The organism is Gracilibacillus orientalis, assembly GCF_900114645.1.
Taxonomy (GTDB): Bacteria; Bacillota; Bacilli; order Bacillales; family Amphibacillaceae; genus Gracilibacillus; species Gracilibacillus orientalis.
The window spans coordinates 452,327-476,071 of the sequence record NZ_FOTR01000002.1 but is presented as its reverse complement, the minus strand read 5'-3'; the positions used below and the strand labels follow the sequence as shown (position 1 = coordinate 476,071).

General features: G+C 39.9%; 22 protein-coding genes. 14 read left to right on the top strand and 8 right to left on the bottom strand.

What is annotated here, in order from left to right:
* Positions 1-36: 36 nt before the first annotated feature.
* The gene (locus BM121_RS05680) at positions 37-1,011 is read right to left on the bottom strand and encodes an electron transfer flavoprotein subunit alpha/FixB family protein (RefSeq protein ID WP_091482263.1); all 975 of its coding nucleotides are present in this window, start codon (positions 1,009-1,011) and stop codon (positions 37-39) included.
* A gap of 15 nt (positions 1,012-1,026) precedes the next feature.
* Positions 1,027-1,794, bottom strand: coding sequence for an electron transfer flavoprotein subunit beta/FixA family protein (locus tag BM121_RS05675; protein WP_091482261.1), 768 nt, complete (start codon positions 1,792-1,794; stop codon positions 1,027-1,029).
* A 162-nt stretch (positions 1,795-1,956) separates the two neighbouring features.
* Between BM121_RS05675 and BM121_RS05670 the strand changes: the two genes are divergently transcribed.
* The 9 genes from BM121_RS05670 (at position 1,957) to BM121_RS05640 (ending at position 13,415) form a co-directional block, all read left to right on the top strand.
* Positions 1,957-4,092 (top strand): (Fe-S)-binding protein, encoded by a 2,136-nt coding sequence (locus BM121_RS05670; RefSeq protein WP_091482259.1) that lies wholly within the window; start codon positions 1,957-1,959, stop codon positions 4,090-4,092.
* Positions 4,093-4,115: 23 nt separating this feature from the next.
* Positions 4,116-6,512, top strand: a complete 2,397-nt coding sequence (locus BM121_RS05665; protein ID WP_091482257.1) for a 3-hydroxyacyl-CoA dehydrogenase/enoyl-CoA hydratase family protein — start codon at positions 4,116-4,118, stop codon at positions 6,510-6,512.
* A 21-nt stretch (positions 6,513-6,533) separates the two neighbouring features.
* Positions 6,534-7,727, top strand: coding sequence for an acetyl-CoA C-acyltransferase (locus tag BM121_RS05660; protein WP_091482255.1), 1,194 nt, complete (start codon positions 6,534-6,536; stop codon positions 7,725-7,727).
* A 52-nt stretch (positions 7,728-7,779) separates the two neighbouring features.
* Positions 7,780-9,555 carry an acyl-CoA dehydrogenase family protein gene (locus tag BM121_RS05655; RefSeq protein ID WP_425432210.1) on the top strand — a complete coding sequence of 592 codons (1,776 nt, stop codon included), beginning with the start codon at positions 7,780-7,782 and terminating at the stop codon, positions 9,553-9,555.
* A 35-nt stretch (positions 9,556-9,590) separates the two neighbouring features.
* A complete protein-coding gene (locus tag BM121_RS05650; RefSeq protein ID WP_175495344.1) occupies positions 9,591-11,258 on the top strand; it encodes a long-chain-fatty-acid--CoA ligase in 1,668 nt (555 codons plus the stop codon).
* Positions 11,259-11,523: 265 nt separating this feature from the next.
* Entirely contained in the window at positions 11,524-11,682 is a 159-nt protein-coding gene (locus BM121_RS21980; protein ID WP_175495333.1) for a hypothetical protein, read from the top strand.
* Between the two features lie 238 nt (positions 11,683-11,920).
* Entirely contained in the window at positions 11,921-12,016 is a 96-nt protein-coding gene (locus tag BM121_RS05645) for a putative holin-like toxin (RefSeq protein ID WP_091482249.1), read from the top strand.
* 165 nt (positions 12,017-12,181) lie between these two features.
* Positions 12,182-12,346, top strand: coding sequence for a hypothetical protein (locus BM121_RS22260; protein WP_217649302.1), 165 nt, complete (start codon positions 12,182-12,184; stop codon positions 12,344-12,346).
* 34 nt (positions 12,347-12,380) lie between these two features.
* Positions 12,381-13,415, top strand: a complete 1,035-nt coding sequence (locus BM121_RS05640) for a S8 family peptidase (protein ID WP_091482248.1) — start codon at positions 12,381-12,383, stop codon at positions 13,413-13,415.
* Positions 13,416-13,496: 81 nt separating this feature from the next.
* Here the strand turns inward: BM121_RS05640 and BM121_RS05635 are convergent, their stop codons facing one another.
* Both BM121_RS05635 and BM121_RS05630 read right to left on the bottom strand, forming a co-directional pair.
* A complete protein-coding gene (locus BM121_RS05635; protein WP_091482247.1) occupies positions 13,497-14,306 on the bottom strand; it encodes an ABC transporter permease in 810 nt (269 codons plus the stop codon).
* Positions 14,299-15,267: an ATP-binding cassette domain-containing protein gene (locus BM121_RS05630; RefSeq protein ID WP_091482246.1), complete on the bottom strand. Its 969-nt coding sequence runs from the start codon at positions 15,265-15,267 to the stop codon at positions 14,299-14,301. Before BM121_RS05630 ends, BM121_RS05635 begins: the two co-directional genes overlap by 8 nt.
* Before the next feature lie 684 nt (positions 15,268-15,951).
* Here BM121_RS05630 and BM121_RS05625 point away from each other — a divergent pair.
* From BM121_RS05625 to BM121_RS05615, 3 genes are all read left to right on the top strand, one after another.
* On the top strand, positions 15,952-16,152 hold the full coding sequence (locus tag BM121_RS05625; RefSeq protein ID WP_091482244.1) for a hypothetical protein: 201 nt from the start codon (positions 15,952-15,954) through the stop codon (positions 16,150-16,152).
* Positions 16,153-16,237: 85 nt separating this feature from the next.
* The gene (locus tag BM121_RS05620) at positions 16,238-16,735 is read left to right on the top strand and encodes a DUF3995 domain-containing protein (protein WP_091482241.1); all 498 of its coding nucleotides are present in this window, start codon (positions 16,238-16,240) and stop codon (positions 16,733-16,735) included.
* 260 nt (positions 16,736-16,995) lie between these two features.
* A complete protein-coding gene (locus tag BM121_RS05615) occupies positions 16,996-17,853 on the top strand; it encodes a DegV family protein (RefSeq protein ID WP_091482239.1) in 858 nt (285 codons plus the stop codon).
* Between the two features lie 59 nt (positions 17,854-17,912).
* On the opposite strand, the gene BM121_RS05610 is transcribed toward BM121_RS05615, so the two are convergent.
* Positions 17,913-18,851, bottom strand: a complete 939-nt coding sequence (locus BM121_RS05610) for a metallophosphoesterase (protein WP_091482237.1) — start codon at positions 18,849-18,851, stop codon at positions 17,913-17,915.
* A 3-nt stretch (positions 18,852-18,854) separates the two neighbouring features.
* Positions 18,855-19,712, bottom strand: coding sequence for a glycerophosphodiester phosphodiesterase (locus BM121_RS05605; protein ID WP_091482235.1), 858 nt, complete (start codon positions 19,710-19,712; stop codon positions 18,855-18,857).
* Positions 19,713-20,006: 294 nt separating this feature from the next.
* Here BM121_RS05605 and BM121_RS05600 point away from each other — a divergent pair, with 294 nt between their 5' ends.
* Entirely contained in the window at positions 20,007-20,387 is a 381-nt protein-coding gene (locus BM121_RS05600; RefSeq protein WP_091482233.1) for a winged helix-turn-helix transcriptional regulator, read from the top strand.
* A gap of 71 nt (positions 20,388-20,458) precedes the next feature.
* On the opposite strand, the gene BM121_RS05595 is transcribed toward BM121_RS05600, so the two are convergent.
* Positions 20,459-20,968 carry a type 1 glutamine amidotransferase domain-containing protein gene (locus tag BM121_RS05595; protein ID WP_091482232.1) on the bottom strand — a complete coding sequence of 170 codons (510 nt, stop codon included), beginning with the start codon at positions 20,966-20,968 and terminating at the stop codon, positions 20,459-20,461.
* A gap of 255 nt (positions 20,969-21,223) precedes the next feature.
* On the opposite strand from BM121_RS05595, the gene BM121_RS05590 reads away from it, so the two are divergent.
* On the top strand, positions 21,224-23,320 hold the full coding sequence (locus tag BM121_RS05590; protein WP_091482230.1) for a peptidoglycan D,D-transpeptidase FtsI family protein: 2,097 nt from the start codon (positions 21,224-21,226) through the stop codon (positions 23,318-23,320).
* A 66-nt stretch (positions 23,321-23,386) separates the two neighbouring features.
* On the opposite strand, the gene BM121_RS21745 is transcribed toward BM121_RS05590, so the two are convergent.
* The gene (locus BM121_RS21745) at positions 23,387-23,695 is read right to left on the bottom strand and encodes a hypothetical protein (protein ID WP_139220250.1); all 309 of its coding nucleotides are present in this window, start codon (positions 23,693-23,695) and stop codon (positions 23,387-23,389) included.
* Positions 23,696-23,745: the final 50 nt, after the last annotated feature.

The window sequence follows — 23,745 nt, the reverse complement described above, 5'->3', positions numbered from 1 at the left end:
CGAGCGAGCAAGAAGAGGCCCTCATCATAGCTTTTTCTAACCTAAAACCTTTTTAAATTCTTCCGTAAGTAAAGGCACGACTTCAAACAAGTCCCCGACGATACCATAATCAGCGATCTTGAAAATTGGCGCTTCAGAATCTTTGTTAATTGCGACAATTATCTTCGACTGACTCATTCCGGCGACGTGCTGAATCGCACCACTGATCCCACAGGCAATGTAGACCTCTGGTGTGACAACTTTACCGGTTTGCCCGATTTGCAGTGAATAGTCACAGTAATCTGCATCGCAAGCACCTCTAGAGGCACCGACTGCTCCGCCGAGGACATCGGCTAGCTCTTGCAGAGGTTTAAAACCGTCTGCACTTTTGACTCCGCGCCCGCCTGATACAACAATTTTAGCTTCTGATAAATCGACTTTACCAGATGTATTCCGTACGACGTTTTGAATAACGGTTCGTAAAGAAGCTGGCTTAGCATAATCGATATTTTCAACTTCAGCTTTGCCATCGCTTGGTTCAGCTATTGAAATATTATTTGGTCTAATGGTGACAACCCATGGAGAGCTTCGGAAAATCTTTTTTTCAAATGCTTTTCCCGCATAAATTGGTCGTGTGAACACAACTTGATCGTCGATGTTCTCAATGTTTGTTACATCCGAAATTTGTCCGGCATCGATCTTTGCTGAAATCATCGGCGCTAGATCGCGACCAATAGCCGTATGTCCCAATATGATTCCGTCTGGATTTGAGGCATCAATCACTTGCTTTAAAGCAGCAGCATACGCTTCTGGATTGTATTGCTGTAGATCCGGGTGATCGATAAGATAAACTTTTTCAGCATCAATACTGGAAAGGGGCTCTGTCAAGCTTTCTAATTGATGACCAATCACGGCGACATGGAGCTGGTCGTTTTCGGCTGAGGACAATGTTGCTGCTTGAATTGCCTCATAGGTGACCTGGCGCAATGCTCCGTCGCGGTGCTCAGCAACGACTAGAATAATTTTAACCATATGAATGCCTCCTTATTATAATACTTTTTCATCATAACGCAGTTTTTCAACAAGCTCTTTCACTTGCTCTGCAGTCTCGCCCTTAATAAATTGTCCTGCTTCTTTTTGAGGCGGGAGAGAAAGTGCTGTTCTAGCTGTTTTTGGGGATAGCTCGGTTTCCTCTATATCGAGATCATCTAAGTTTAATTGTTTAAGAGGTTTTCTTTTGGCCTTCATAATTCCTGGGAGGCTTGGGTAACGTGGTTCATTTAGCCCTTGTTGTGCAGTGAAAACAGCAGGAAGTGTAACCTCAACCTGTTCGAGGTCTCCTTCTGCATCTCGATCTGCATTCGCCTTGCCATCACTAATATCGAGCTTTGTAATCGAGCCGACATGTGGAATGTCTAAGAGCTGTGCTAATCGAATGGCCACTTGACCAGCACCGTTATCGACCGAGAAGTAACCGCCAAGAATCAAATCAAACTTTTTGCTGCCTAAGTATGAAGCTAATACCTTTGAAATTGTGTTTTCATCTGAGCCAATTCTCTCATCGGATATTAATACGGCTTCATCGGCTCCCATTGCCAATGTTGTTCGTAGGGCTTCGGATGTCCGGTCTGGACCTACAGCAATAACGTAAACGCTTCCTCCTAGTTCATCTTTTTTCTGAATTGCTTCTTCTACGGCATATTCATCATATGGGTTGATGACATATTGAACTCCATCCTCGGAAACTTTGCCATCTTCAAAGATAATTTTTTCTTCGGTGTCGAAGGTCTGTTTCATGACGACATAAATATCCATTTATCATTCTCCTTTCAAACATAAACGGTAGGTATTTTCTAATAAACAGGTACATATCTTTATATGTATGAGAGCCCTTACTTTTTCATGTGTGTTTCTTGCAGGGAAAAGACGGTCCAAAAGCTTCTGTAAACCTACTATATCAGGAAGGGAGCGATCATTGTGGCTTGGCAATGGCTTCAATTTCTAGCATTTCTCTTAGTAAGTGGTTACGGCTTGTATTTATTTGGAAAAGTCGTCTATCATCGATACTTATATTTGAAACTAGGAAAGCGGGTGGAAATCGAAAGAAAGCTGGATGAGCGCTTTAGGACGTTCGTCTCTCAAGTATTCGGTCAAACGAAATTGTTGAAGGACAAAAAAAGTGGAGTCATGCATGTGATTATTTTCTATGGCTTTATCATTTTACAGTTTGGTGCCTTGGATATCATAGTCAAAGGCCTAGGGGCAGATGGACTTCCGATTCCTGGCTATCACGTCTTTAACCTCTTTCAGGAAATGACAGTCTTTCTCATTTTTCTTGCAGTTGGCTATGCTGCCTATCGCCGTTACGGGGAGAAGCTGTCGCGCTTAAAAAGAGGGAAGAAGCCTAGTATCGTTATTTATTTCATTTTTTCCTTAATGTTTTCGGTTTTATTAACACTTGGATTTGAGCGGGTCGTTCATGATCTTGCCTTTTCTTGGTATGCTCCGATTTCCTCTGTGATTGCAACAGCTTTTGCGTCGGTTAATGAGATCACAGCACATATTCTCTTTTACACGTTTTGGTGGGCGCATTTATTGATTTTGCTGGCTTTTTTAGTGTATGTTCCGCAGTCAAAGCATTTTCATCTCATGGTTGCTCCGATCAACATTTTTTTTAGACGAACAGAGCCGGTTGGCCAATTGAGAAGCCTTGATCTTGAGGATGAACATGCGGAATCATTTGGTGTTGGAAAAATTGAAGATTTCTCGCAGCAGCAAATGCTCGATTTCTATTCTTGTGTTGAATGTGGTCGTTGCACGGATGTGTGTCCAGCTTCCAATACGGGCAAGGTTCTTTCGCCGATGCATCTCATTGTAAAGCTGCGAGACCACCTGACTGAAAAAGGAGCAGCTATCACATCGAAATCACCTTGGGTACCGAAGTCTAATTATGGTATACACAGTGTCCTAGATGTTGATAGAGAGCAGGGCGAGTGGGGGCAAGGGACGACGATTCAACCGACGATGATGTTTCAGCAAGAGATGTGGTCGACAAGTGATAAAAATGTAGAGGAGCTAAATCTCGTAGGCGATGTGATGACCGAGGAGGAGATTTGGGCATGTACGACATGTCGGAACTGCGAGGATCAATGTCCAGTCGGGAATGAACATGTGGATAAAATCGTAGACTTGCGCCGACATTTGCTTCTCATGGAAGGCAGTGTTCCTCATGAAGGCCAACGTGCGATGCAGAATATTGAGCGCCAAGGGAATCCGTGGGGAATCAATCGAAGAGATCGTGCGAAGTGGGTGGAAGACATTGACGGGATTCCGGTTCCGACAGTAAAGGAAAATCCTGATTTTGATATTCTTTACTTTGTTGGTTCGATGGGATCATACGATAATCGCAGCCGCAAAGTGTCCCGAGCGTTTGTAAGATTGCTTAATGAAGCAGGCGTCAACTTTGCGATTCTTGGTAATGAAGAGAAAAACTCCGGTGATACGCCAAGAAGAATGGGCAATGAATTACTTTTCCAAGAGTTGTGTATGGAAAACATCGCAACATTGCAGAAATACAACGTGAAAAAAATTGTTACAGCCTGCCCGCATACTTTTAATACGCTCAAAAATGAATACCCAGAGTTTGGTTTAGATGGGGTTGAGGTCCTTCATCATACCGAGCTTCTCAATCAGCTAGTGAAAGACGGCCGGTTGACACCAACGTATGAATTGGATGAACGGATTACGTATCATGATTCTTGTTATCTTGGGCGCTATAACAATGTATATGAGCAGCCTCGAGATATCCTCCGTTCGATTAAAGGTGTGGAATTGCTTGAGATGGAGCGTAATCGTGAGAATGGAATGTGCTGCGGTGCAGGTGGAGGTATGATGTGGATGGAAGAAACCGCTGGAAAGCGGGTAAATCTTGCTCGTACGGAGCAGGCGCTTGACGTGAATCCAACGGTGATTAGCAGTGCATGCCCGTATTGTCTCACGATGCTTGATGATGGCACGAAAGCAATAGAAGTAGAGGAGCGTGTACAGGCAAAAGATATTGCGGAGATCTTAGAGCAAGCTATCTTTGGCGAGTCTAGCAAACTTACAGGATGATCTAGAACAGGAGGTTTTATCGTATGGAAAGACACATTCGACGTGCAGCTGTAATCGGTTCGGGCGTTATGGGAGCAAGTATCGCTGCCCACTTAGCAAACGTGGGGATCCCTTGTCTCTTGCTCGATATTGTCCCTGGTCAATTGACAGAAGATGAGAAAAGAAAAGGACTGAAACTAGATAGTAAGGAAGTCCGTAATCGTTTAGCTGTAAATGCAATCAAGAGACTTAAGAAAACAAAGCCAGCACCGCTGTATGATGGGGATTTGGCGTCATTTATAACTCCTGGCAATATTGAGGATGATCTGGGGCGAATAAAGGAAGTGGATTGGGTAGTTGAAGTGATTGTTGAAAAGCTTGACATTAAGAAGCAGCTTTTTAAGCGCGTTGAAAAAGTATGGGAGAAGGGAACCATTGTCAGCTCGAACACGTCAGGCATTTCCATCAATGCAATGGTTGACGGGCTTAGTGAGGAATTTAAGAAGCATTTTCTAGGCACACATTTTTTTAATCCGCCTCGCTATATGAAGCTATTAGAAATTATTCCAGGCAAGCAAACACTACCGGAAATCGTAGATGTGATGAATCGATTTTGTGAGAAAAAGCTCGGTAAAGGGGTCGTGATTGCGAAGGATACCCCGAATTTTATCGCTAATCGGATCGGAGCATACAGTATGCACGTCACACTAAACGAAATGCTTGATAAAGGTTATACAGTCGAGGAAATAGATGCATGTACCGGCCCGGCAATCGGGCGTCCGAAAAGTGCGACATTTCGTACATTGGACTTAGTGGGACTCGATACGTTTGTACATATTGCTAATAATATGTACGAAAAAGTAACCGATGAAGCGGAAAAACAGGTATTTAAGGTTCCTGATATTTTACAGAATCTGGTCGAAAAAGGCTGGATTGGTGAGAAGGCAGGGCAGGGCTTTTATAAAAAGGTGAAAAACGAAAAGGGGAAGAAGATTCTCTCCCTTAACGTTCAGACGATGGAATACGAGCCACAAAAGAAAGCAGTTGGTGCATCTTTGGAGGCTGCCAAAATGGCAAAAGGAACAAAGCAAAAGCTAAAATCGCTTCTAAGTTTGCAGGATCGCTACTCGGAATTAGCTTGGAATACGCTAAAGAAAGTACTCATCTATTCAGCGGAAAAAGTCGGAGAAATTGCGGATTCGATTCTGGAAATTGATGAAGCAATGAAATGGGGCTTTAATTGGGAACTTGGTCCATTTGAAACGTGGGATGCGATTGGATTGGAAACATCGGTAAAGCGGATGGAAGCAGAAGGATCGAGCGTTCCACAGTGGGTGAAGGATTGGATTGAAGCCGGGAACAAATCCTTTTACAAGAAGCAAGAAGGTACGACGTTTTTCGTTTCAGACGGTGCCTACAAACAACTAGAGCCAAAGCCTGAAGTGATTTCACTACGTACGCTTAAAGAGCAAAAGAAGGTTGTAAAAGCTAACAGCGGAGCCAGCCTGATTGATCTTGGTGATGGAATCGCATGTCTTGAATTTCATTCCCCTAACAATGCGATCGGTGCGGATATTTTAATGATGATTGAACAAAGCATGGAAGAAGTCCGTAGCAATTACGATGGGCTTGTCATCGCCAATCAAGGACGGAATTTCTGCGTCGGTGCCAACTTAATGATGCTCTTAATGGAAGCGCAGGATGAAGAGTGGGATGAAGTAGAGCATATTATCCGCATGTTCCAGAATACAATGTATCACTTAAAGCAGTTTGAAAAGCCTGTCATTGCAGCTCCGCATCGGATGACTTTAGGTGGTGGTGTTGAGGTTTGTCTGCCGGCCGATCAGGTTGTCGCCTCAGCAGAAACATACTACGGATTGGTCGAAGTTGGTGTTGGGTTAATTCCAGCAGGCGGAGGGTGTAAGGAACTCATCTGTCGTCTTAGCAACTCCGTTACGAATCCGGAGGCTGATATACAACCATATGTCAACAAAATTTTTGAAACGATCGGCATGGCAAAGGTATCGACAAGTGCTCTAGATGCGAAAAAACTTGGCTATTTGCGTAATAATGATACCGTTGTTGTCCATCAGGATCACCTTATTTATGAAGCAAAGCAAGCTGCACTGCGGTTGGTTCAGCAGGAATATGCGCCAAAGCCAAAGGTGGACATTCGCGTCGTCGGAAGCGAAGGGAAGGCGCTGTTGAAGCTAGGTGCTTATCAAATGAGGTTGGCGGGTTATATCAGTGATCATGACCAATTAATTGCCAATAAACTGGCTCACGTATTAGCTGGTGGAGATGTTCCTGCGGGGACACGAGTGAGTGAACAATACATGCTCGATCTCGAACGGGAAGCCTTCTTAAGCTTGTGCGGTGAGCCGAAAACTCAACAGCGCATGCAGTACATGTTAAGCAAAGGGAAACCATTACGTAACTAAATTAAAAATGAGGTGAACTTTGTGAGAGAAGCAGTGATTGTATCAATTGCACGCACACCGGTGGGAAAGGCAAAGAAAGGCGGATTTGCACAAACACGAATAGAGGACCTAGGAAGTACGGTTTTAAATGCAGTCATGGAGCGAGCTCACGGATTAAAGAAAGAGGACGTGGAGGATATCATTATAGGCTGTGCCATGCCTGAAGGGGAGCAGGGACTAAATGTTGCAAGAATTATCTCCCTTTATGCTGGTTTTCCAGCTGCCACTCCAGCTATTACGATTAATCGTTTTTGCTCATCCGGCTTGCAGTCGATTGCGTTTGCCGCAGAGCGTGTCATGCTTGGTCATGCAGATGTTGTCATCGGCGGAGGAGTAGAAAGTATGAGTCATGTTCCGATGTCGGGGTTTAAGATGTCCCCGCATCCGCAAATTGTTGAGGAAATGCCGGAAATCTATATGGGTATGGGTTTTACGGCTGAAGAAGTGGCAGAACGATTTGGTGTTTCACGAAAGGATCAAGATTGCTTTGCCGCAGCGAGCCACCAGAAAGCAGAAGTAGCAGTCCGGGCAGGGAATTTTAAGGAAGAAATCGTCCCGGTACAAACAGTGCGTACAGGAGTCGATGAGAACGGCAACCGCTGGGAAGAACCAAGCGTTGTTGACACGGACGAAGGGGTTCGTTCGGATACAAGTGTTGATGTGCTGGCAAGTCTAAAGCCAGCATTCAAGCAGGGCGGGACCGTAACTGCCGGAAACTCATCGCAAATGAGCGATGGTGCAGCAGCGTGCGTTGTGATGAGTAAAGAGAGGGCGGAAGCACTTGGCCTAAAACCATTAGCTACTTTTAAATCCTTTGCAGTTGCTGGAGTTGAGCCTGAGATTATGGGTGTTGGTCCGATCAAGGCGATTCCAAAAGCTCTCGACATGGCAGGGGTTAGTCAGGATGACATCAAGCTTTTTGAAATAAACGAAGCATTTGCAGCACAATGCCTGCCAGTCATTCGCGAACTGAATATCGATGAGGAGAAAGTAAACGTGAATGGAGGAGCGATTGCACTGGGCCATCCTCTTGGATGTACAGGAGCCAAGTTAACCTCAACCTTACTTTATGAGCTGAAACGGCGAGGCGGCGGGTACGGAGTCGTTTCCATGTGTATCGGCGGTGGCATGGGTGCAGCTAGCGTTTTTGAAGTGCATCCATCCGGGGTAAAATGATGCTTGAATCACTGAATCACCATACCAGCACCATGATAGAAAGGGGAATTCAATGATGGATGAAAAAAAAGTTGGTGGAAGCTTTATTATTGACGATGTCGATTATGACTCGGTTGTAACACCTGATGATTTTACACAAGAGCAGCGAATGATTGCCGAAACAACAAAGGATTTTATAGACGGAGAGATTCTGCCACAGGATGAAGCGATTGAAAGCTTAAATTATGATCTTACGGTAAATCTCCTGCAAAAGGCTGGAGAATTGGGTCTTCTTAGTGCAGATGTGCCAGAGCAATATGAAGGTCTTGGTCTAGATAAAGTAAGCTCGACTTTAATCAGTGAACGCTTCTCTAAGGCATCGTCTTTTGGTCTATCCGTTGGTGCACATGTCGGTATTGGTACCTTACCGATCGTTTACTTTGGAACAGAAGAGCAAAAGAAAAAATACCTGCCTCCATTAGCTAGTGGTCGAAAAATTGCTGCCTATTGCCTGACAGAACCATCTTCTGGTTCAGATGCGCTTGGTGCGAAAACAACCGCCACGTTATCTGAGGATGGTAAGCACTATATTTTAAATGGGACGAAGCAGTTTATTACGAATGCAGCCTTTGCTGATATTTTCATTGTTTATGCGAAAGTAAATGGAACGGATTTTAGTACATTTATTATTGAGAGAACGATGGAAGGTGTCAGTATTGGACCGGAAGAAAAGAAAATGGGTATCAAAGGCTCCTCAACGTGTCCACTTATTTTGGAAGATGTGAAGGTTCCTACAGAGAATCTATTGTGGGAGGTTGGAAAAGGTCATCTTATTGCCTTTAACATTTTGAACATCGGAAGATTTAAGCTTGCAGCTGGTTGTCTCGGTGCATCAAAGGATACGATTGAATTGGCTTCGGCCTATGCGAATGAAAGAGTTCAATTTAAGCAGCCAATCTCATCCTTTGCTCTCGTTCGAAAAAAATTAGCAGAAATGAATATTAGAGCTTATGTTCTTGACAGTATGGTCTATCGGACGGCTGGATTAATAGATTCGAGTATGAAAGATATTGATTTCAACAGTTCTGATGCAGGGGTGGCGTCGGCCAAAGCGATTGCTGAGTATGCATTAGAATGCTCGATCAATAAAGTATTTGGCTCTGAGACATTAGATTTTCTTGCAGATGAGGGCGTTCAAATTCATGGTGGCTATGGGTTTATAAATGAATACAAAATTGAGCGCCTCTATCGTGACTCGAGAATCAATCGAATTTTTGAAGGAACGAATGAAATCAACCGTTTGCTCATACCAGGCACTCTTTTTAAGCGAGCAATGAAGGGCGACCTCCCTCTGATGCAGAAAGCACAAAAGTTGCAAGAAGAGTTGCTTACATTTATTCCGCAACGGACGTTTGAAGGGCTCTTGGAGCAAGAACAGTATATGATTAAAATGGCGAAGAAAATGTTCCTCATGATTGGAGGTATCGCCGTACAAAAATACCAAGAAGAGCTTGAAACAGAACAAGAAATCCTAAGTCACTTAGCTGACATCATGATCCAAGTGTATGCAGCTGAAAGTGCGTTTCTTAGAACAAAGAAGCTGATCGCTAAGCAAGGCGAAGAGAAAGTGGCTAATGCGATCGCGATGACACAAATATTTGTTCACGAATCCTTTGAAACAATCGAATCTCTCGCGAAGGATTCATTAGCTGCGATGGAGTCCGGTGATATGCTCAAGGCTCAGCTATCTGTATTAAAAAAGCTGGCTCGCCGAACGCCAATCAATACGGTTGTACTGAAAAGACAAATTGCAGAGCGTGTCATTTCTGCTGAGAAGTATGTCGTTTAACAATTGAATGCTACAGCCAAAAAGGAGAGTTGGATATGTCTGAGAAAGTATGGTTAGAGTATTACCCCGAAGAAGTCGCATCGTCATACGAATATCCAAAGCAAAATTTGGCTCAATTCATGATAGACACAGCAAAAAAACATCCTCAACATACAGCGCTGTTTTTCTATGGAAAAAAGATCACATATGAGCAGTTATTAAAGGAAACATACCGGTTTGCAAATGTCTTAAAAGGGTTAGGGATTAAGAAGGGCGATCGGGTAGCGATTATGCTCCCGAATTGTCCTCAATCAGTCATCTCTTACTACGGAGCATTAATGATTGGTGCAATTGTCGTTCAAACAAATCCACTTTATGTGGAAAGAGAGTTGGAGCATCAGCTGAATGATTCTGGAGCAAGTGTCCTTATCGCCTTGGATCATTTATTTAAGCGTGTCAAAAACGTATTGCCTAAAATAGAAGTAAGACATACGATTTTCACCTCAATGAAGGACTACTTGCCATTTCCAAAAAATATACTGTACCCGATAAAGGCCAAAAAAGATGGTTTATCAATGGAGGTCATCTACGATCAGAATACGCATTCGTTTAAGAAACTTCTATCTATAGAATCAGCTAGGCCGATTAACGTCAAAATGGATGTGGAAGAAGATTTGGCTCTGCTTCAGTATACAGGTGGTACAACTGGCGTTTCTAAAGGTGTCATGCTTACCCACTATAATCTTGTCGCCAATACTTTGCAGACGAGAGCTTGGGTATATCGAAGTGAGGAGGCGAAAGAACGATACTTGGCGACGCTCCCATTTTTTCATGTGTTTGGAATGACCACGCTCATGAATCTTTCCATGCAATTAGGAGGTACGCTCATTCTTCTCCCTAAGTTTGATGTAGACATGACGTTGAAGCTAATTGACAAAATGAAGCCGACTACATTTCCTGGAGCGCCAACGATGTATATGGCAATAATCAATCATGCAAAAATAAAAAGTTATGATTTATCGTCCATTAATATATGTATTAGTGGTGCGGCCCCGCTGCCCGGCGAAGTCCAGGAAACGTTCGAGAAGTTAACCGGGGGTAAGCTGATTGAAGGCTACGGTTTAACCGAAGCTTCTCCTGTAACCCATGCGAATAATATATGGGAAAAACGAAAACTCGGATCGATTGGAATTCCTTTTCCAGATACTCTCGCAAAGGTTGTCGATCCGGATACTGGTGAAGAACTTGAAAACGGTGAAGTGGGTGAGCTGATCATTCAAGGACCACAGGTTATGAAAGGGTACTGGAAAAGACTGGAGGAAACGAGTGACGCTTTAAAGGACGGATGGCTTTATACAGGTGATATGGCGAAAATAGATGATGACGGCTTCTTTTACATTATCGATCGTAAAAAAGACCTCATCATTGCGGGCGGATTTAATATTTACCCTCGAGAAATTGAGGAGGTCTTGTTTGAACACCCAGCAATAATGGATGCAGCTGCCGTGGGAGTTCCTGATGAATACCGAGGTGAAACGGTGAAGGCTTACATCGTTTTAAAGGAAGGTGCTTCAACAGACGAAAAGGAACTTGAGGCGTTTTGTCGAGAAAGGATTGCCGCATACAAAATACCGCGAATATACGAATTCCGTGAAAGTCTCCCAAAATCATTAATAGGAAAAACCTTGCGCCGATTGCTAGTTGAAGAAGAGAAAGAAAAATAATATGTTTTTTAACACGTAACGCCAAAGAAAATGTAAACGGATACACATGAACAAAAGGCACCATTTCTTTGGTGCCTTTTGAAACAATGAGCCGATTAAGTACTAAAATGGAAAGCGAACAAGTAAAAATGGTACTTAAAGTTGGTTTTAGTACCAAAATCAAACGGAAAATTATCATTTTGGTACTAAAATGGTATCCTTTGAATGAAAACGTTCTTAGACAACTTCCCTTTGCCATAAATTAGTTACGAAGGGAGAGATTCTTTTGAGACTATTAGATTGGACGATGATATGGTTTGTTAGCTCGACATTATTGCATGAATATTGGTTGTTATCAGGTCTACCTCGGATTTACTACTGTGATGTGAAAAGACAACATTTATGTAAGTTGAATGAGGACGATGATGAGAGAAAAATTGCTTAATTATTTGTCACAGTGCTAACTGTCTGTAAGATCCCGATTGGTCATAGTCTCACTTTATTAAATTCCTCTGATGCATTGTATAGCATAATACGATAGAAGTATCAATCACTAAAATAAAGGAGATAGAAATAATTATAGAATGTATGTTCTAGTATATGTGGAATTATGGTATAATTTAGTAGGATAATGTTCTTTTAGGGAGAGGTCGGCTAATCCCCTCATGAAAGGGGTGATGCCTATGAGTATGTATGAAAGTTTTGTCGTTCTATTTTCGTTCGGCACATTCTTGATTGCATTACTTGCTTTGATCGTTTCGATGATCAATAAAAAATAGACCTCCCTATTAACCCGCAAAAGTAAGTAGGTGAGGTCTATCGCAAAAAAACGATGGCCGATCCCTCTGGGGGACCACTTATCCATAACCCACAGTGAATGCTGTGGGTTATTTATTATATGCATTACTCACATTTATTATAACATCTAGATATAAGTATTGGAAGTGGTGGTAAAAACGGCTATTGTATACTTTGGTGAATGGAGATTAATCATAGAAAGAGTCCTATTAGGAGAAAATGTAACAATTACTAATTTATTAGATGATTTTTTAGATAATCTAAACGAACATGATAAACGTCTAGTACACTTTTCCTTCTTGTTGAATTAACTAGTAATAAATGTATGTTGCAAGGAGGAGAACAATGGCACGAGTACGTTTAATCCCATTTAAAATGGAACAACAGATTGACGACACGAGTGAAATTCCTGCTGGTATCGAAATGATGCAAGCACCTAAAAAGTGGGAAAAAGGTTATAAAGGTAGCGACGTTGTGGTTGCTGTAATTGATACAGGGTGTGATCGACACCATCCAGATTTAAGAAACCGGATTATGGATGGTAGAAATTTTACTACTGAAAATAATAGCAATCCCCGAAATTTTTCCGATCAAAACGGACATGGTACACATGTTGCTGGAACGATTGCGGCTGTGCTCAATGGTCGAGGTGTAGTCGGAGTAGCTCCTGAAGCCAAATTATTAATATTAAAAGCTTTTGATGCCAAAGGTTCTGGAGACTATAATGGCATTATACAAGCGATTCAACATGCTATAAAATGGCGTGGTAGAAATGGGGAAAAAGTTCGAATTATCTCCATGTCCTTCGGTGCAAAATCGGATGTACCAGAGCTTCATCAAGTGATTCGAAAAGCCGTAGCTAATGACATTTTAGTTGTGTGTGCTGCTGGAAATGAAGGAGATGGAGATGCACGAACAGCAGAACGAAATTATCCTGGATATTATAAAGAAGTAGTGCAAGTAGGTGCCGTAGATAATGAAGACAATATGGCTGAATTCACGAATACAAATGATGAGATTGATCTAGTGGCACCTGGTGTCAATGTGATGTCCACCTATTTAAATGGGAAATATGCGAAGTTGTCAGGAACGTCCATGGCAACCCCACATGTGTCCGGAGCTGCTGCGATTCTGATTGAACAAATGGAGCAGGAGTTTGAAAGAACATTAACAGAACCAGAAGTGTATGCGCAACTTATAAAATCAACGTCCCCATTAGGATATAGTAAAAGGGTGGAAGGTAATGGTTTGATTACTTTAACTAACGAGCCTGTAAACAGAGGACATTCAGATCAACTAAAAGAGAAACAAACCTCGTCAAAGGTTAAAAGTAATACAACAGAAGGCGGAGGTTTTGTAGTTTCAGATGCAAAAGTATAAATCAAACTGGCTTCAATTAAATGAACCGCATGAAATATATGTTCATGCGGTTTTACTTTTTACATAAGCTTCAGGCTCACATTATTTATTTTTAAAAAAGTACATCGTAAGAGGACCAAATATCGCAATTAAAGCAATCGATATATAGATGACAATCATGACATCGCCATTCGTTCCTGTGCCGTGGATAAGTGTACGAACGGCATCGACTACAAATGTTATCGGATTAATATCAACAAACTTTTGTAACCAGTTAGGCATTGTCGAAGGGTCAACAAATACACTACTTAAAAAAGTGAGCGGGAATAAAAACATCATACTAATTCCCATCAGTGCCTTTTCGGAACGGACGATAATACCTAGCATCGTCCAAATCCAGGATAAACTAAATGAGAACAAGAGTAGAATGACAACCCCCATAATGACGCCGCTAAATCCGGCTTCTGGTCTAAATCCTAATATATATCCTAGAGTTACCATAATCGTCGAGGCAATTAAATATCTTAACGTGTCTACGAGTAATGCACCAACCAATACTGATGGTTGCCATATTGGTAAGGAGCGAAAACGATCAAATACGCCTTTTTCGATATCTTTATTTAAATCAAGTCCCGTGTACATCGTAATCATGGAAACGGTCATTACTAAAATACCTGGCAAAACGAAATTCAAATATTCTCCCGTAGAACCGGAAATTGCCCCACCAAACAAATAAGTAAACATTAATAAAAAGATAATCGGAAAGACAGTGACGTCAAAAAGCTGTTCAGGAACATAACGAATTCGTAATAATGCTCTCCATGCGAAGGTAGCAGATGCTTGGATTGCTGGTGGACTTTTTGGTCGGGTTCGATTTGTTAATATTTCCTCGATTGCAGATGGCTTATTCATTCGTAGAGTCGCCTCCTTCTTGATCTTGTACATTACCAGTTAAGGTTAAAAACACTTCATCAAGGCTCGGCTGACTCATGGAAAAGTCTTTGATTTGCACATTAGTATTCGCTAATTCACCAATTGCCTTGGCTGCCTTTGCATGTTCCTTAATCATAACAGTTAAGGAAATATCTTGTTCGTTTATGTCAGGCTCCTGTTCAAATTGTGAAATGAAAATGTTCTGTGCTTTCTTCAATTCTTCGCTATCATCAAAATGAACGGTTAAGCTACCAGCACCAATAGAGGATTTTAATTCTTTACTTGTACCTTCTGCAATCAGCTTTCCACGGTCGATTACACCAATTAAATCTGCTAATTGATCTGCTTCTTCTAAATACTGTGTGGTTAAAAAGACGGTAGTTCCATTTTTGACGAGTGCTTTGACGATGTCCCATACTTGGTTTCTGCTTCTTGGGTCTAGTCCTGTGGTAGGTTCATCAAGAAAAAGTAATTCTGGGGAAGTAACAATACTTGCTGCAATGTCGATACGTCTGCGCATGCCGCCGGAGTATTTTTTCACTTGGCGTTTGGCTACATCTTCTAACTGAAAGGCATGTAGTAATTCGTCTGCTCTTAGTTTTGCTTGTTTTCTGCTATAACCTACTAATCTACTGATAAAAATAAGATTTTCTCTACCTGACAGTTCCTCATCAACTGATGCAAATTGTCCGGTTAAACTAATAGAATGCCTTACTTTATCAGCTTCTTTTCCAAGATCATACCCCATTACTTTGGCATGCCCTTCATTTGGTTTCAACAAGGTCGCCAGCATGCGAATCATTGTTGTCTTGCCCGCCCCATTCGGCCCAAGAAATCCATAGACAATGCCCTTGGGTACTTTAAGGCTAATCCCATCAACAGCACGGTGCTTACCGAAAATTTTCACTAAATCGGTTGCTTCCACCGCATATGTAGTCATGCAACATCACACCTTTATTATTATTTCATCTCATCTATAAAAGTATAGCATATTAGTATTTGTATATAGTAGGAAAATCAGTGGGTTTTATCCAAAATTTTTAGGAAGAGATTGATGCTAGTGATAAAGCGGTGAATTTAAAGTTTCAGTGGAAAGAGAATATGAATAATGTTTTACAAATTCAAGCAGCCACGAGTCAGTCAGAAATAGAGTTTGTAAGTGCAGTTAAGCTGTTAATTTATTGTAAAACTGCGATAATGCTGGATCACTCTGGCTAGCTGAAAAGGCGGCACCCCAAATAGCTCTTCTCCATACTACGAGATAACATGCCGTATGAACCACATATCAATTAAAAATAATACTAATGGTTGAGTTATTGAGGCTTTCTAGAAGTAAAGAAAACTAATTGTTTATTGTTGGTAATTATTTAAATTATTTCAATAAAATGTTATAATATATTTATAGAATAATAATAAACTGAAAGTAGAAACTTTTATGCATTCGAAAAAAATTCTGTATTTTTGGCAATATTGTTATGGTCATATTATTCGCACCTTCTGTTAGTGCATCTACTATTATTTTATGAAGATGATGTGGTTTAGATATAATGCTTTTAGAAGAAGAAACCGGAGCGGTTAAATTAACTATAGAACCTAACTGTATGTAAGAGGTAGATGAGATCAAATGAATGTGAGAATTAGTAAATTCATTAACATAATTGGCGTAATATTAGTTGTTATTACAGGTATTTTGCATTGGTTTTATTACGATGAAATAAAAATTTTATTTTCTGGTTTACCAGGGCTTATAATCATTATTATATTAATGGCTATGGTATTATATAAACCCAAAAACAGAAATTCATCAGAAGAAAGTGAAGAATAAAGCTTAATTGTTAGTTGTGTTTTATTCTTTTTTTATTTGCACCTTTGAAGTGAGAAGGTGGGGAAAAGAAAGGAAATTAGATTTTATGAAAGGAGTTATTACAATCAAAAAGAATAATGATAGCCATCCATTAAACAAATCAAAGCAATGGTTGTATTTTATTGGCTATGCAGCGTTTGCTTGGTCGATCCTATTTGGCTTACTTCATATTTACTGGGCTGTAGGAGGTACTTTAGGATTTGATGGAAGAACAATGAGTGAAGTGTTATTTATGATTAATTTAGCTGCAATTTTCCTATGTTTTCTTGCTGCTTTTATTGCCCTTGCACTTGTTCAAGCATGGGGACAAAGAATTCCATCTTGGTTCTTGCTAACTGCAGCATGGATAGCGTGTGTAGTATTAGGTTTGCGTGGTGGCGTGGGCATTATACAAAGCATGAAACTAGTAGAACCTGCCCCGTTACTATATATTATTGAACCTTTTTTCTTGTTAGGAGGTATTTTGTTTGGACTTAGTGCCTTTCTTTATATGCATACCAACACCGATAGGAGAAAAATAAATAGTAAAGAAATGAATGTGTAGTAGAGATTTTACGTGAAGGCCTGATTATATATGGAAATGATCTGAAACTAGAAAAGGTTTTCTCTAGTTTCTTTTTTGTGAAAAGCGAGCCAAATATAATGAACTTGACTTAGAGGTATTATCTCTATTGTAATTGTAAAGTTGTTTAACTCATCTCAGAAAAATAAATAAATTTGTGAAATGATAACAATATTAATGTATAGTTAAAATAGGGATAATAAAGATGTAAGGGAATATGGGGCAGGAAAGGAGCCATAATATTGAGAAGAATTATTTTAACGACAGAAAGCGGAGCGGATTTACCACAAGATGTCGCTGATCGATATACAGTTCAAGTCGTCCCAATGCACATTATTATGGATGGAAAAGATTATTTAGATGGTTCGTTGCCTGTAGAGGATATTTATGATTTTTACGAGCAAACGAAAAAAATACCTTCCACCACTGCGACTAATGTCCATGAATACGAGCAGTTTTTTAAGGAGATCAAAACAAAATATCCGGATTGTGTTATTGTCCATATTGGATATACGTCTAAAGCATCGTCTTCATTCCAAAATGCTATCATCGCGACGGAAGAAATGGATGATATTTTTCTAATTGATGCGTTAAATGTTACCGGAGGATTAGCAGCCATTGTGATGTATGCGATAGACTTATTAGAACAAGAACCCACGATTGAACCGGAAATACTAGTAGAAAAAATCCAATACATTGTACCAAAATCCAGATTAGCTTTTGTTCCCGGCAGTTTAGAATTTTTAAAAGCGGGTGGAAGAGTTAGTAATCTTGCCTACCTTGGAGGGGCATTGTTAAAAATAAAGCCTTGCATTGAATTAATTGATGGAAAACTTGTTTCTACCAAGAAATATCGTGGCAAAATGAGCGTCGTTACAGAAAAACTTATACAAGAGTATTTCAATCAATATAACCTTGATAAAGGACAATTATTTCTAATATATTCGATTGGTTTGGATGAAAAGATCAAGGAGAAGATGACAGATATTGCTAAAGAAAATGGTTTTAAAAATATCAAGTGGATGCAAGCAGGTGCGATGATTTCCACTCATGCTGGGCCAGGAGGATTCGGAGTTGCTGGAATAGAAAGAGAGTTGTGATTTTACATTTAGTTCATGTTATATAAGGTAAAGGGGTTAACCCCTTTACCTCTTTACATTTATTGAATTTCCAAAACACGATCTGCTTCGCGGCCATACCCATCGATTTCTAAGCGATCTTTATAGATGCGAATGATAGAGTAGGCAGTGTCTTCCTCGGTTTCTACCATACCTTGAAGGTTGACATAGTGTGTGCCATTTTGTACACCATAGTTGCCAGCATGGTTATGTCCGTTAAAATAGGCAACGACATTGTCATTAGCCTCCAATGCCTCTTTCACTTCTTCTGCATTCCAGACATTGTGGGGATTTTCCGGATAGACTGGCATATGTCCAAAAACAACGACTTTTTCATTTCGTTTCGCTGCTTTATCTAATACATCATGAAGCCAAGTTAACTGTTCGACACTTATGCCACCATTGTATGTTTGTGCTTGGATGGCTCCACTTTCTACTAAATCATTATACATTTCCTCAGCTTCTACGTATTTCTCAGAGTCTTTTGAATTTGCGTAGAAACTTAGGTCATTGGTATCAAGGACAACGAAGCGCCAATTCTTGTATTTAAAATCATAATATTGGTTCTTCATTCCAAGAATATCAATCACTTCGTCCGTCTTTACAGCAAAATCGTGGTTACCAAGTACATGATGTTTCGGACCTTCTATCATGTTGAAAATAGGTAGAATTGTAGAGATACTTTCTACATCTCGGTCAATAAGGTCACCAAGCTGTACAGTAAAATCGACATTCTCTTGATTTAATGTTTGGGATGCTTCAATCAACTTTGTTACAGAATTACGATAATAGCGAGTACCATTTACTTCACAATCACAATACTGTACATCCGGTACAACTCCAAACTCCAATTTTGGCTGTTCCTTTCCATTGGCATATACGGATGCTGTTGGAAAGATGGAAATCAGTGTCGCGGCAAATCCAACAGTGACTACAAAACCAGTTAATTTAGCAAGAATCGCTTTTTTAGAATTAAACATGATTTATGCTCCTTTTTTTACCGGATGATCATACACATGCTCTGGATAGTCCGTAATAATTCCATCTACACCTAAATGAAACAGGCGATCAGCTTGTTCTTGTGATCTAGATGTATATGGCATGATCTGCATATCTACTGCATGAACGCGATCGATTAAGTCTGGTGTTACAATGTTCTGATTAGGATTGAAATAATCCGCATACGTTGCGAAAGCTGCTAATTGCTCATCAGTCACGTCACTCCAACTCATACCAGCTAATACACCATGAGGAATTGCTTGTAAAAACGCTTTGGATCGTTTCATAGAGTCGTGATTAAAGGATTGGATAATAATCTTTTCGTTATTAGGTAGATTCATATTACGTTCCTTTAATGCTTCTGCAACTTGTTCTTCGATACCAGGATAAAGCTCTGGTGATTTTAGTTCGATTAAAATGCCTACTTTTCCACGAAAGGCATCCAGTACTTCTTCAAACGCGGGAATTTTTTCTCCAGTAAACTCTTCACTAAACCAGCTACCGGCATCCAACCTTCTGATTTCTTCTAGTGTTAAATCACCAACTGGACCAGTGCCGTTGGTTGTGCGGTCTACTGTGGTGTCGTGAATAACCACTAATTCTCCATCTTTCGTCATTTGTACATCAATTTCAATGTAATCTGACTTCATGTCCACACCTTTTTGGAATGCTGCCATGGTATTTTCCGGTGCATGTGCGGATGCTCCGCGGTGGGCCACATTAATCATCTGTTGCTGCCCTTGCTTGGTGATTGAGTCATCTTTCTCATTCGCATATGTTGGAACTGCGAAACTGGTCGTTAGAATACTCATAATAAAGAAAATAGAAAAGAAACGCTTCATACAATTACCACTCCCTTACATTTGATAACTCTATTATAAATGGAGAATATGAAGCGCTAATTAATAGACTATAAAAAGATTGTAAGGAATTTTGTGAATATTGTCGCAAGTCAAAAGTAAGTAGATCAAACCCTAGGGGCGTTTAAGTTAGCCACTGATAAAAAATGGGAGAGGCTCTTAGATAGACGATAGATTTATAAGCTGAAGAACTAGATAGATGGCTTTACTTGACAATATATCTTGTTTAAAGTAAAGATATTAAGATACAGACTGTTAGGGGGACGTTGCGAACTTATGTGTGAAACGTTAAGAGAAAGTGTAAAGAAGAAATTGGAGAATGACGATTATTACTGTGAAAAAGAATTAACGTTGTCCATCATCAGTGGAAAGTACAAAGTAGTGATTCTTTGGCATCTTGGTGTAGAAGGGCCACATCGATTCAGTGATTTGGAGCGCTTGTTCGACAATGTATCTCATAAGACAATATCGAATCAATTAAAAGAATTAATGGATGATGGGATAGTAAGTCGAAAGGTTTACCCAGAAATGCCACCAAAGGTAGAGTACTCTGTAACAGAACTTGGACAAACCTTAGTCCCCATTGTGGAAATGATGTACACTTGGGGAAAACAGCGAATTTCTCAATTGAAAGAAGAAGGGCTAATTGGTAGTTAGGAATTAGATGATATAAAGAATAGACGGTATCTGTTCATAACAGATACCGTCTTATTGCGCTAGCTAGCAGATTATTTAAGTAATTTTAATGATTCGCGATTGAAAGCGGGTAGGTCATCTGGCGTTCTACTTGTAACAAGATTACCATCCACAACAACCTCTTCATCTTTTACAATTGCTCCAGCATTTTCAAGGTCTTTTTTGATAGAGACAAAGCCGGTAAGTTCTTTGCCTTTTAATAAGTCGGTTTCCACTAAAAATTGAGGGCCGTGACAGATTGCAAATACAGGCTTTTCAGCTTCCATAAATTCTTTTGCGAATTCTCCATTTTTTGGGTTAATACGGAGTAAATCAGGAGAGAAACCTCCAGGAACTAATAATGCATCATAGTCGCTTGCACTTGCATCTTCTATCCCTTTATCTGCTTTTAGTTCATCTCCATTTTTACCCTTAATTGTTTTATCAGCCTCATCACTAATAATGTCAACTGTATGACCAGCATCTTTATAAGCTTTAACAGGATCTGTTAGTTCTATTTCCTCTACCATGTCGGTAACTATTACTGCAATTCGTTTTGACATTCTATCTACTCCTTTCGTTGTTTCTATTTTCATGGTATCGAACATAGCTCGATTTGTGAAGAACGCACTTTTATATTCGGAGGTTACTTTGAGGTAACCATTAGGAATAATATCACTCGAAAGAAACGAATTGTAAGGCACAAAACTCCTATAGTGTAGGTGAAAAGTACAAATATCAATTTTTTGTAAAAATTAGAAAAATATTTTACTCATCATGTTACAATTGAGAAAATAGTGACTGTAGGAGGGAGACAAATGAATCAGCAATCTAGTTTAAAAAAGAAGGGAAATAAGAAAATAACTCAATTATCTCTTCGTTTAAATCTATTATTTGTCTTTATTTTTCTTTTATTTTCTTTGCTGATCGTTCAGATAGGGGTTGTACAAATTCTAAATGGGAAAGAAGCACAACAAGAAATAGATCAAACAGAAAATACACCCAGTGAAAAAGCAGTACCAAGAGGTAAAATGTATGACAAAAATCACAATATCATCTTAGATAACAGTCCGAGGAAAGCGATAACATATACACCAACTAAAAATGGCGAATCAGCAGAAGATCGTATGAAATTAGCAGAAAAACTAGCCCAATATATTACTATTATAAAAGATGAGGACGATTTAAAAGATGAAATAGTGGAACGAGATAAAAAAGAATATTGGTATATAGAAAATCGTGAAGAAGTAGCAAAGCGCTTAACAGAGAAACAAAAAAATCTGGACAGTAGTGACAAATATCAGGCTGAATTGGATACGATCACTGAAGACGATTTAAATGAAATTGATTGGACATTAGATCTACTTAATATTGTAGCTATCAAGAAAGAGCTTGATGCAGCATATGAACTTTCTCCACATATCGTAGTAAACGAAGGGTTAACTGATGAAGAATATGCACAGGTGTCAGAGCATTTACATGATCTTTCAGGCATTAATGCGTTTATTGACTGGGAACGTGAACGGTTGTATGGAGATACACTTAGTTCTTTTGTTGGAAATATAACATCTTCTGAAGAGGGGATTCCTCGTGAAAATAGTGAATTCTATTTAGCTAATGGCTATACATGGAATGACCGTGTTGGTACAAGTGGTTTAGAACAACAATATGAACATGTTCTAAGAGGAAGAAAAGAAAAAATTCAATATAAAACGAATTCCAGTCAAGAAGTGATTAGTTCTGAAGTAGTGGTTGAAGGTGAAAGAGGGAAAGATCTTATTTTAACCGTAAATATGGAATTACAGGAAAAAATGGACGAAATTGTGGAAGATGAATTAAGAAAAGGAATTAATCATCCTGTTAACAATAATGGCTATTTAGAAGATGCGCTGGCAGTTTTAATGAATCCTCAAACAGGTGAGATTATTACCTTATCTGCCATCAGGTATGATCGGGAAAATCAAGAATATAAGAATAATGCATACCGAACGATATATGATGCACATGCACCAGGTTCCTCTATTAAAGGTGCGACAGTATTAGCTGGATATCAAGAAGGTGCCATTGACATAGGAACATATTTAGATGAATCGCCTATTAAGATTCAGGGGTCAGAGGAAAAGTCTTCCTATGCAAACTTAGGTAGTAGCCTTAATGACATTCAAGCTATTAAAAGGTCTTCCAACGCATACATGATGAGGATTGCATTAAGGATCAGTGGTGCAACGTATCGACATAATGAAATTTTATACAATTTTAATTATGATTCGTTCGATACGTTAAGAAACTATTACAGTCAATTCGGTCTTGGGGCTAAAACAGGAATAGACTTCCCTTATGAAGCGACTGGTGTTACTGGAGATCCGAAAGACGGTGGAGTATATCTTGATCTTTCTTTTGGGCAATATGATACATACACGACGTTGCAATTAGCACAGTATGTCTCTACGATTGCGAATGATGGATACCGCATGCGGCCGCGTCTAGTAAAAGAAATTAGAGAACCAGGAAACGAAAATCATGACCTAGGTAAAGTCATAGAATCGTTTGCTCCGGAAGTGTTGAATAAATTAAAAATGGATGACAAATACATTGATCGTGTACAAGAAGGCTTTTGGAGAGTTTTTAATTACCCTAAAGGTACTGCAAATGGTGAGTGGGGTGACTTTCCATATGAAGTTGCAGGAAAGACTGGTACTGCTCAGAATCCACAATCCAATGATATACCTACACATAACCTTACTCTTGTCGGATACAGTCCAGTTGAGAAGCCAGAGGTAGCATTTGCGGTTGTAGTTCCTAAAAATGGTACAGGGAACGGACAATACCCAATCCACCATTCGATTGGAAAAAGAGCAATAAAAGCTTATTATGATTATAAGAATGGTAATGAACAAGAAGATGAAGAGGAATAATAGGAAGCGGAAACTACTATGCGTCATATCTACATTTTTATATGCGGATATGACGCTTTTTTGTAATCACCATTCATCAAGTGAGTGAGTTGCCAGTAAAATAGCCAAAGTTGCCAGTAAAGTCCTCGAGGTTGCCAGTAAAACAGGCAAAGTTGCCAGTAAAGTCCTCGAGGTTGCCAGTAAAACAGGCAAAGTTGCCAGTAGAGTCCTCGAGGTTGCCAGTAAAATAGGCAAAGTTGCCAGTAGAGTCCTCGAGGTTGCCAGTAAAATAGCCAAAGTTGCCAGTAAAGTCCCCGAGGTTGCCAGTAAAATTAAAAAGTTGCCAGTAAAGTCCCCAAAGTTGCCAGTAAAATCAAAAAGTCGCCAGTAAGACATAGAAAATAAAAGCACAACACATAATCAAAAGAATGGAAGTTCATGTAATT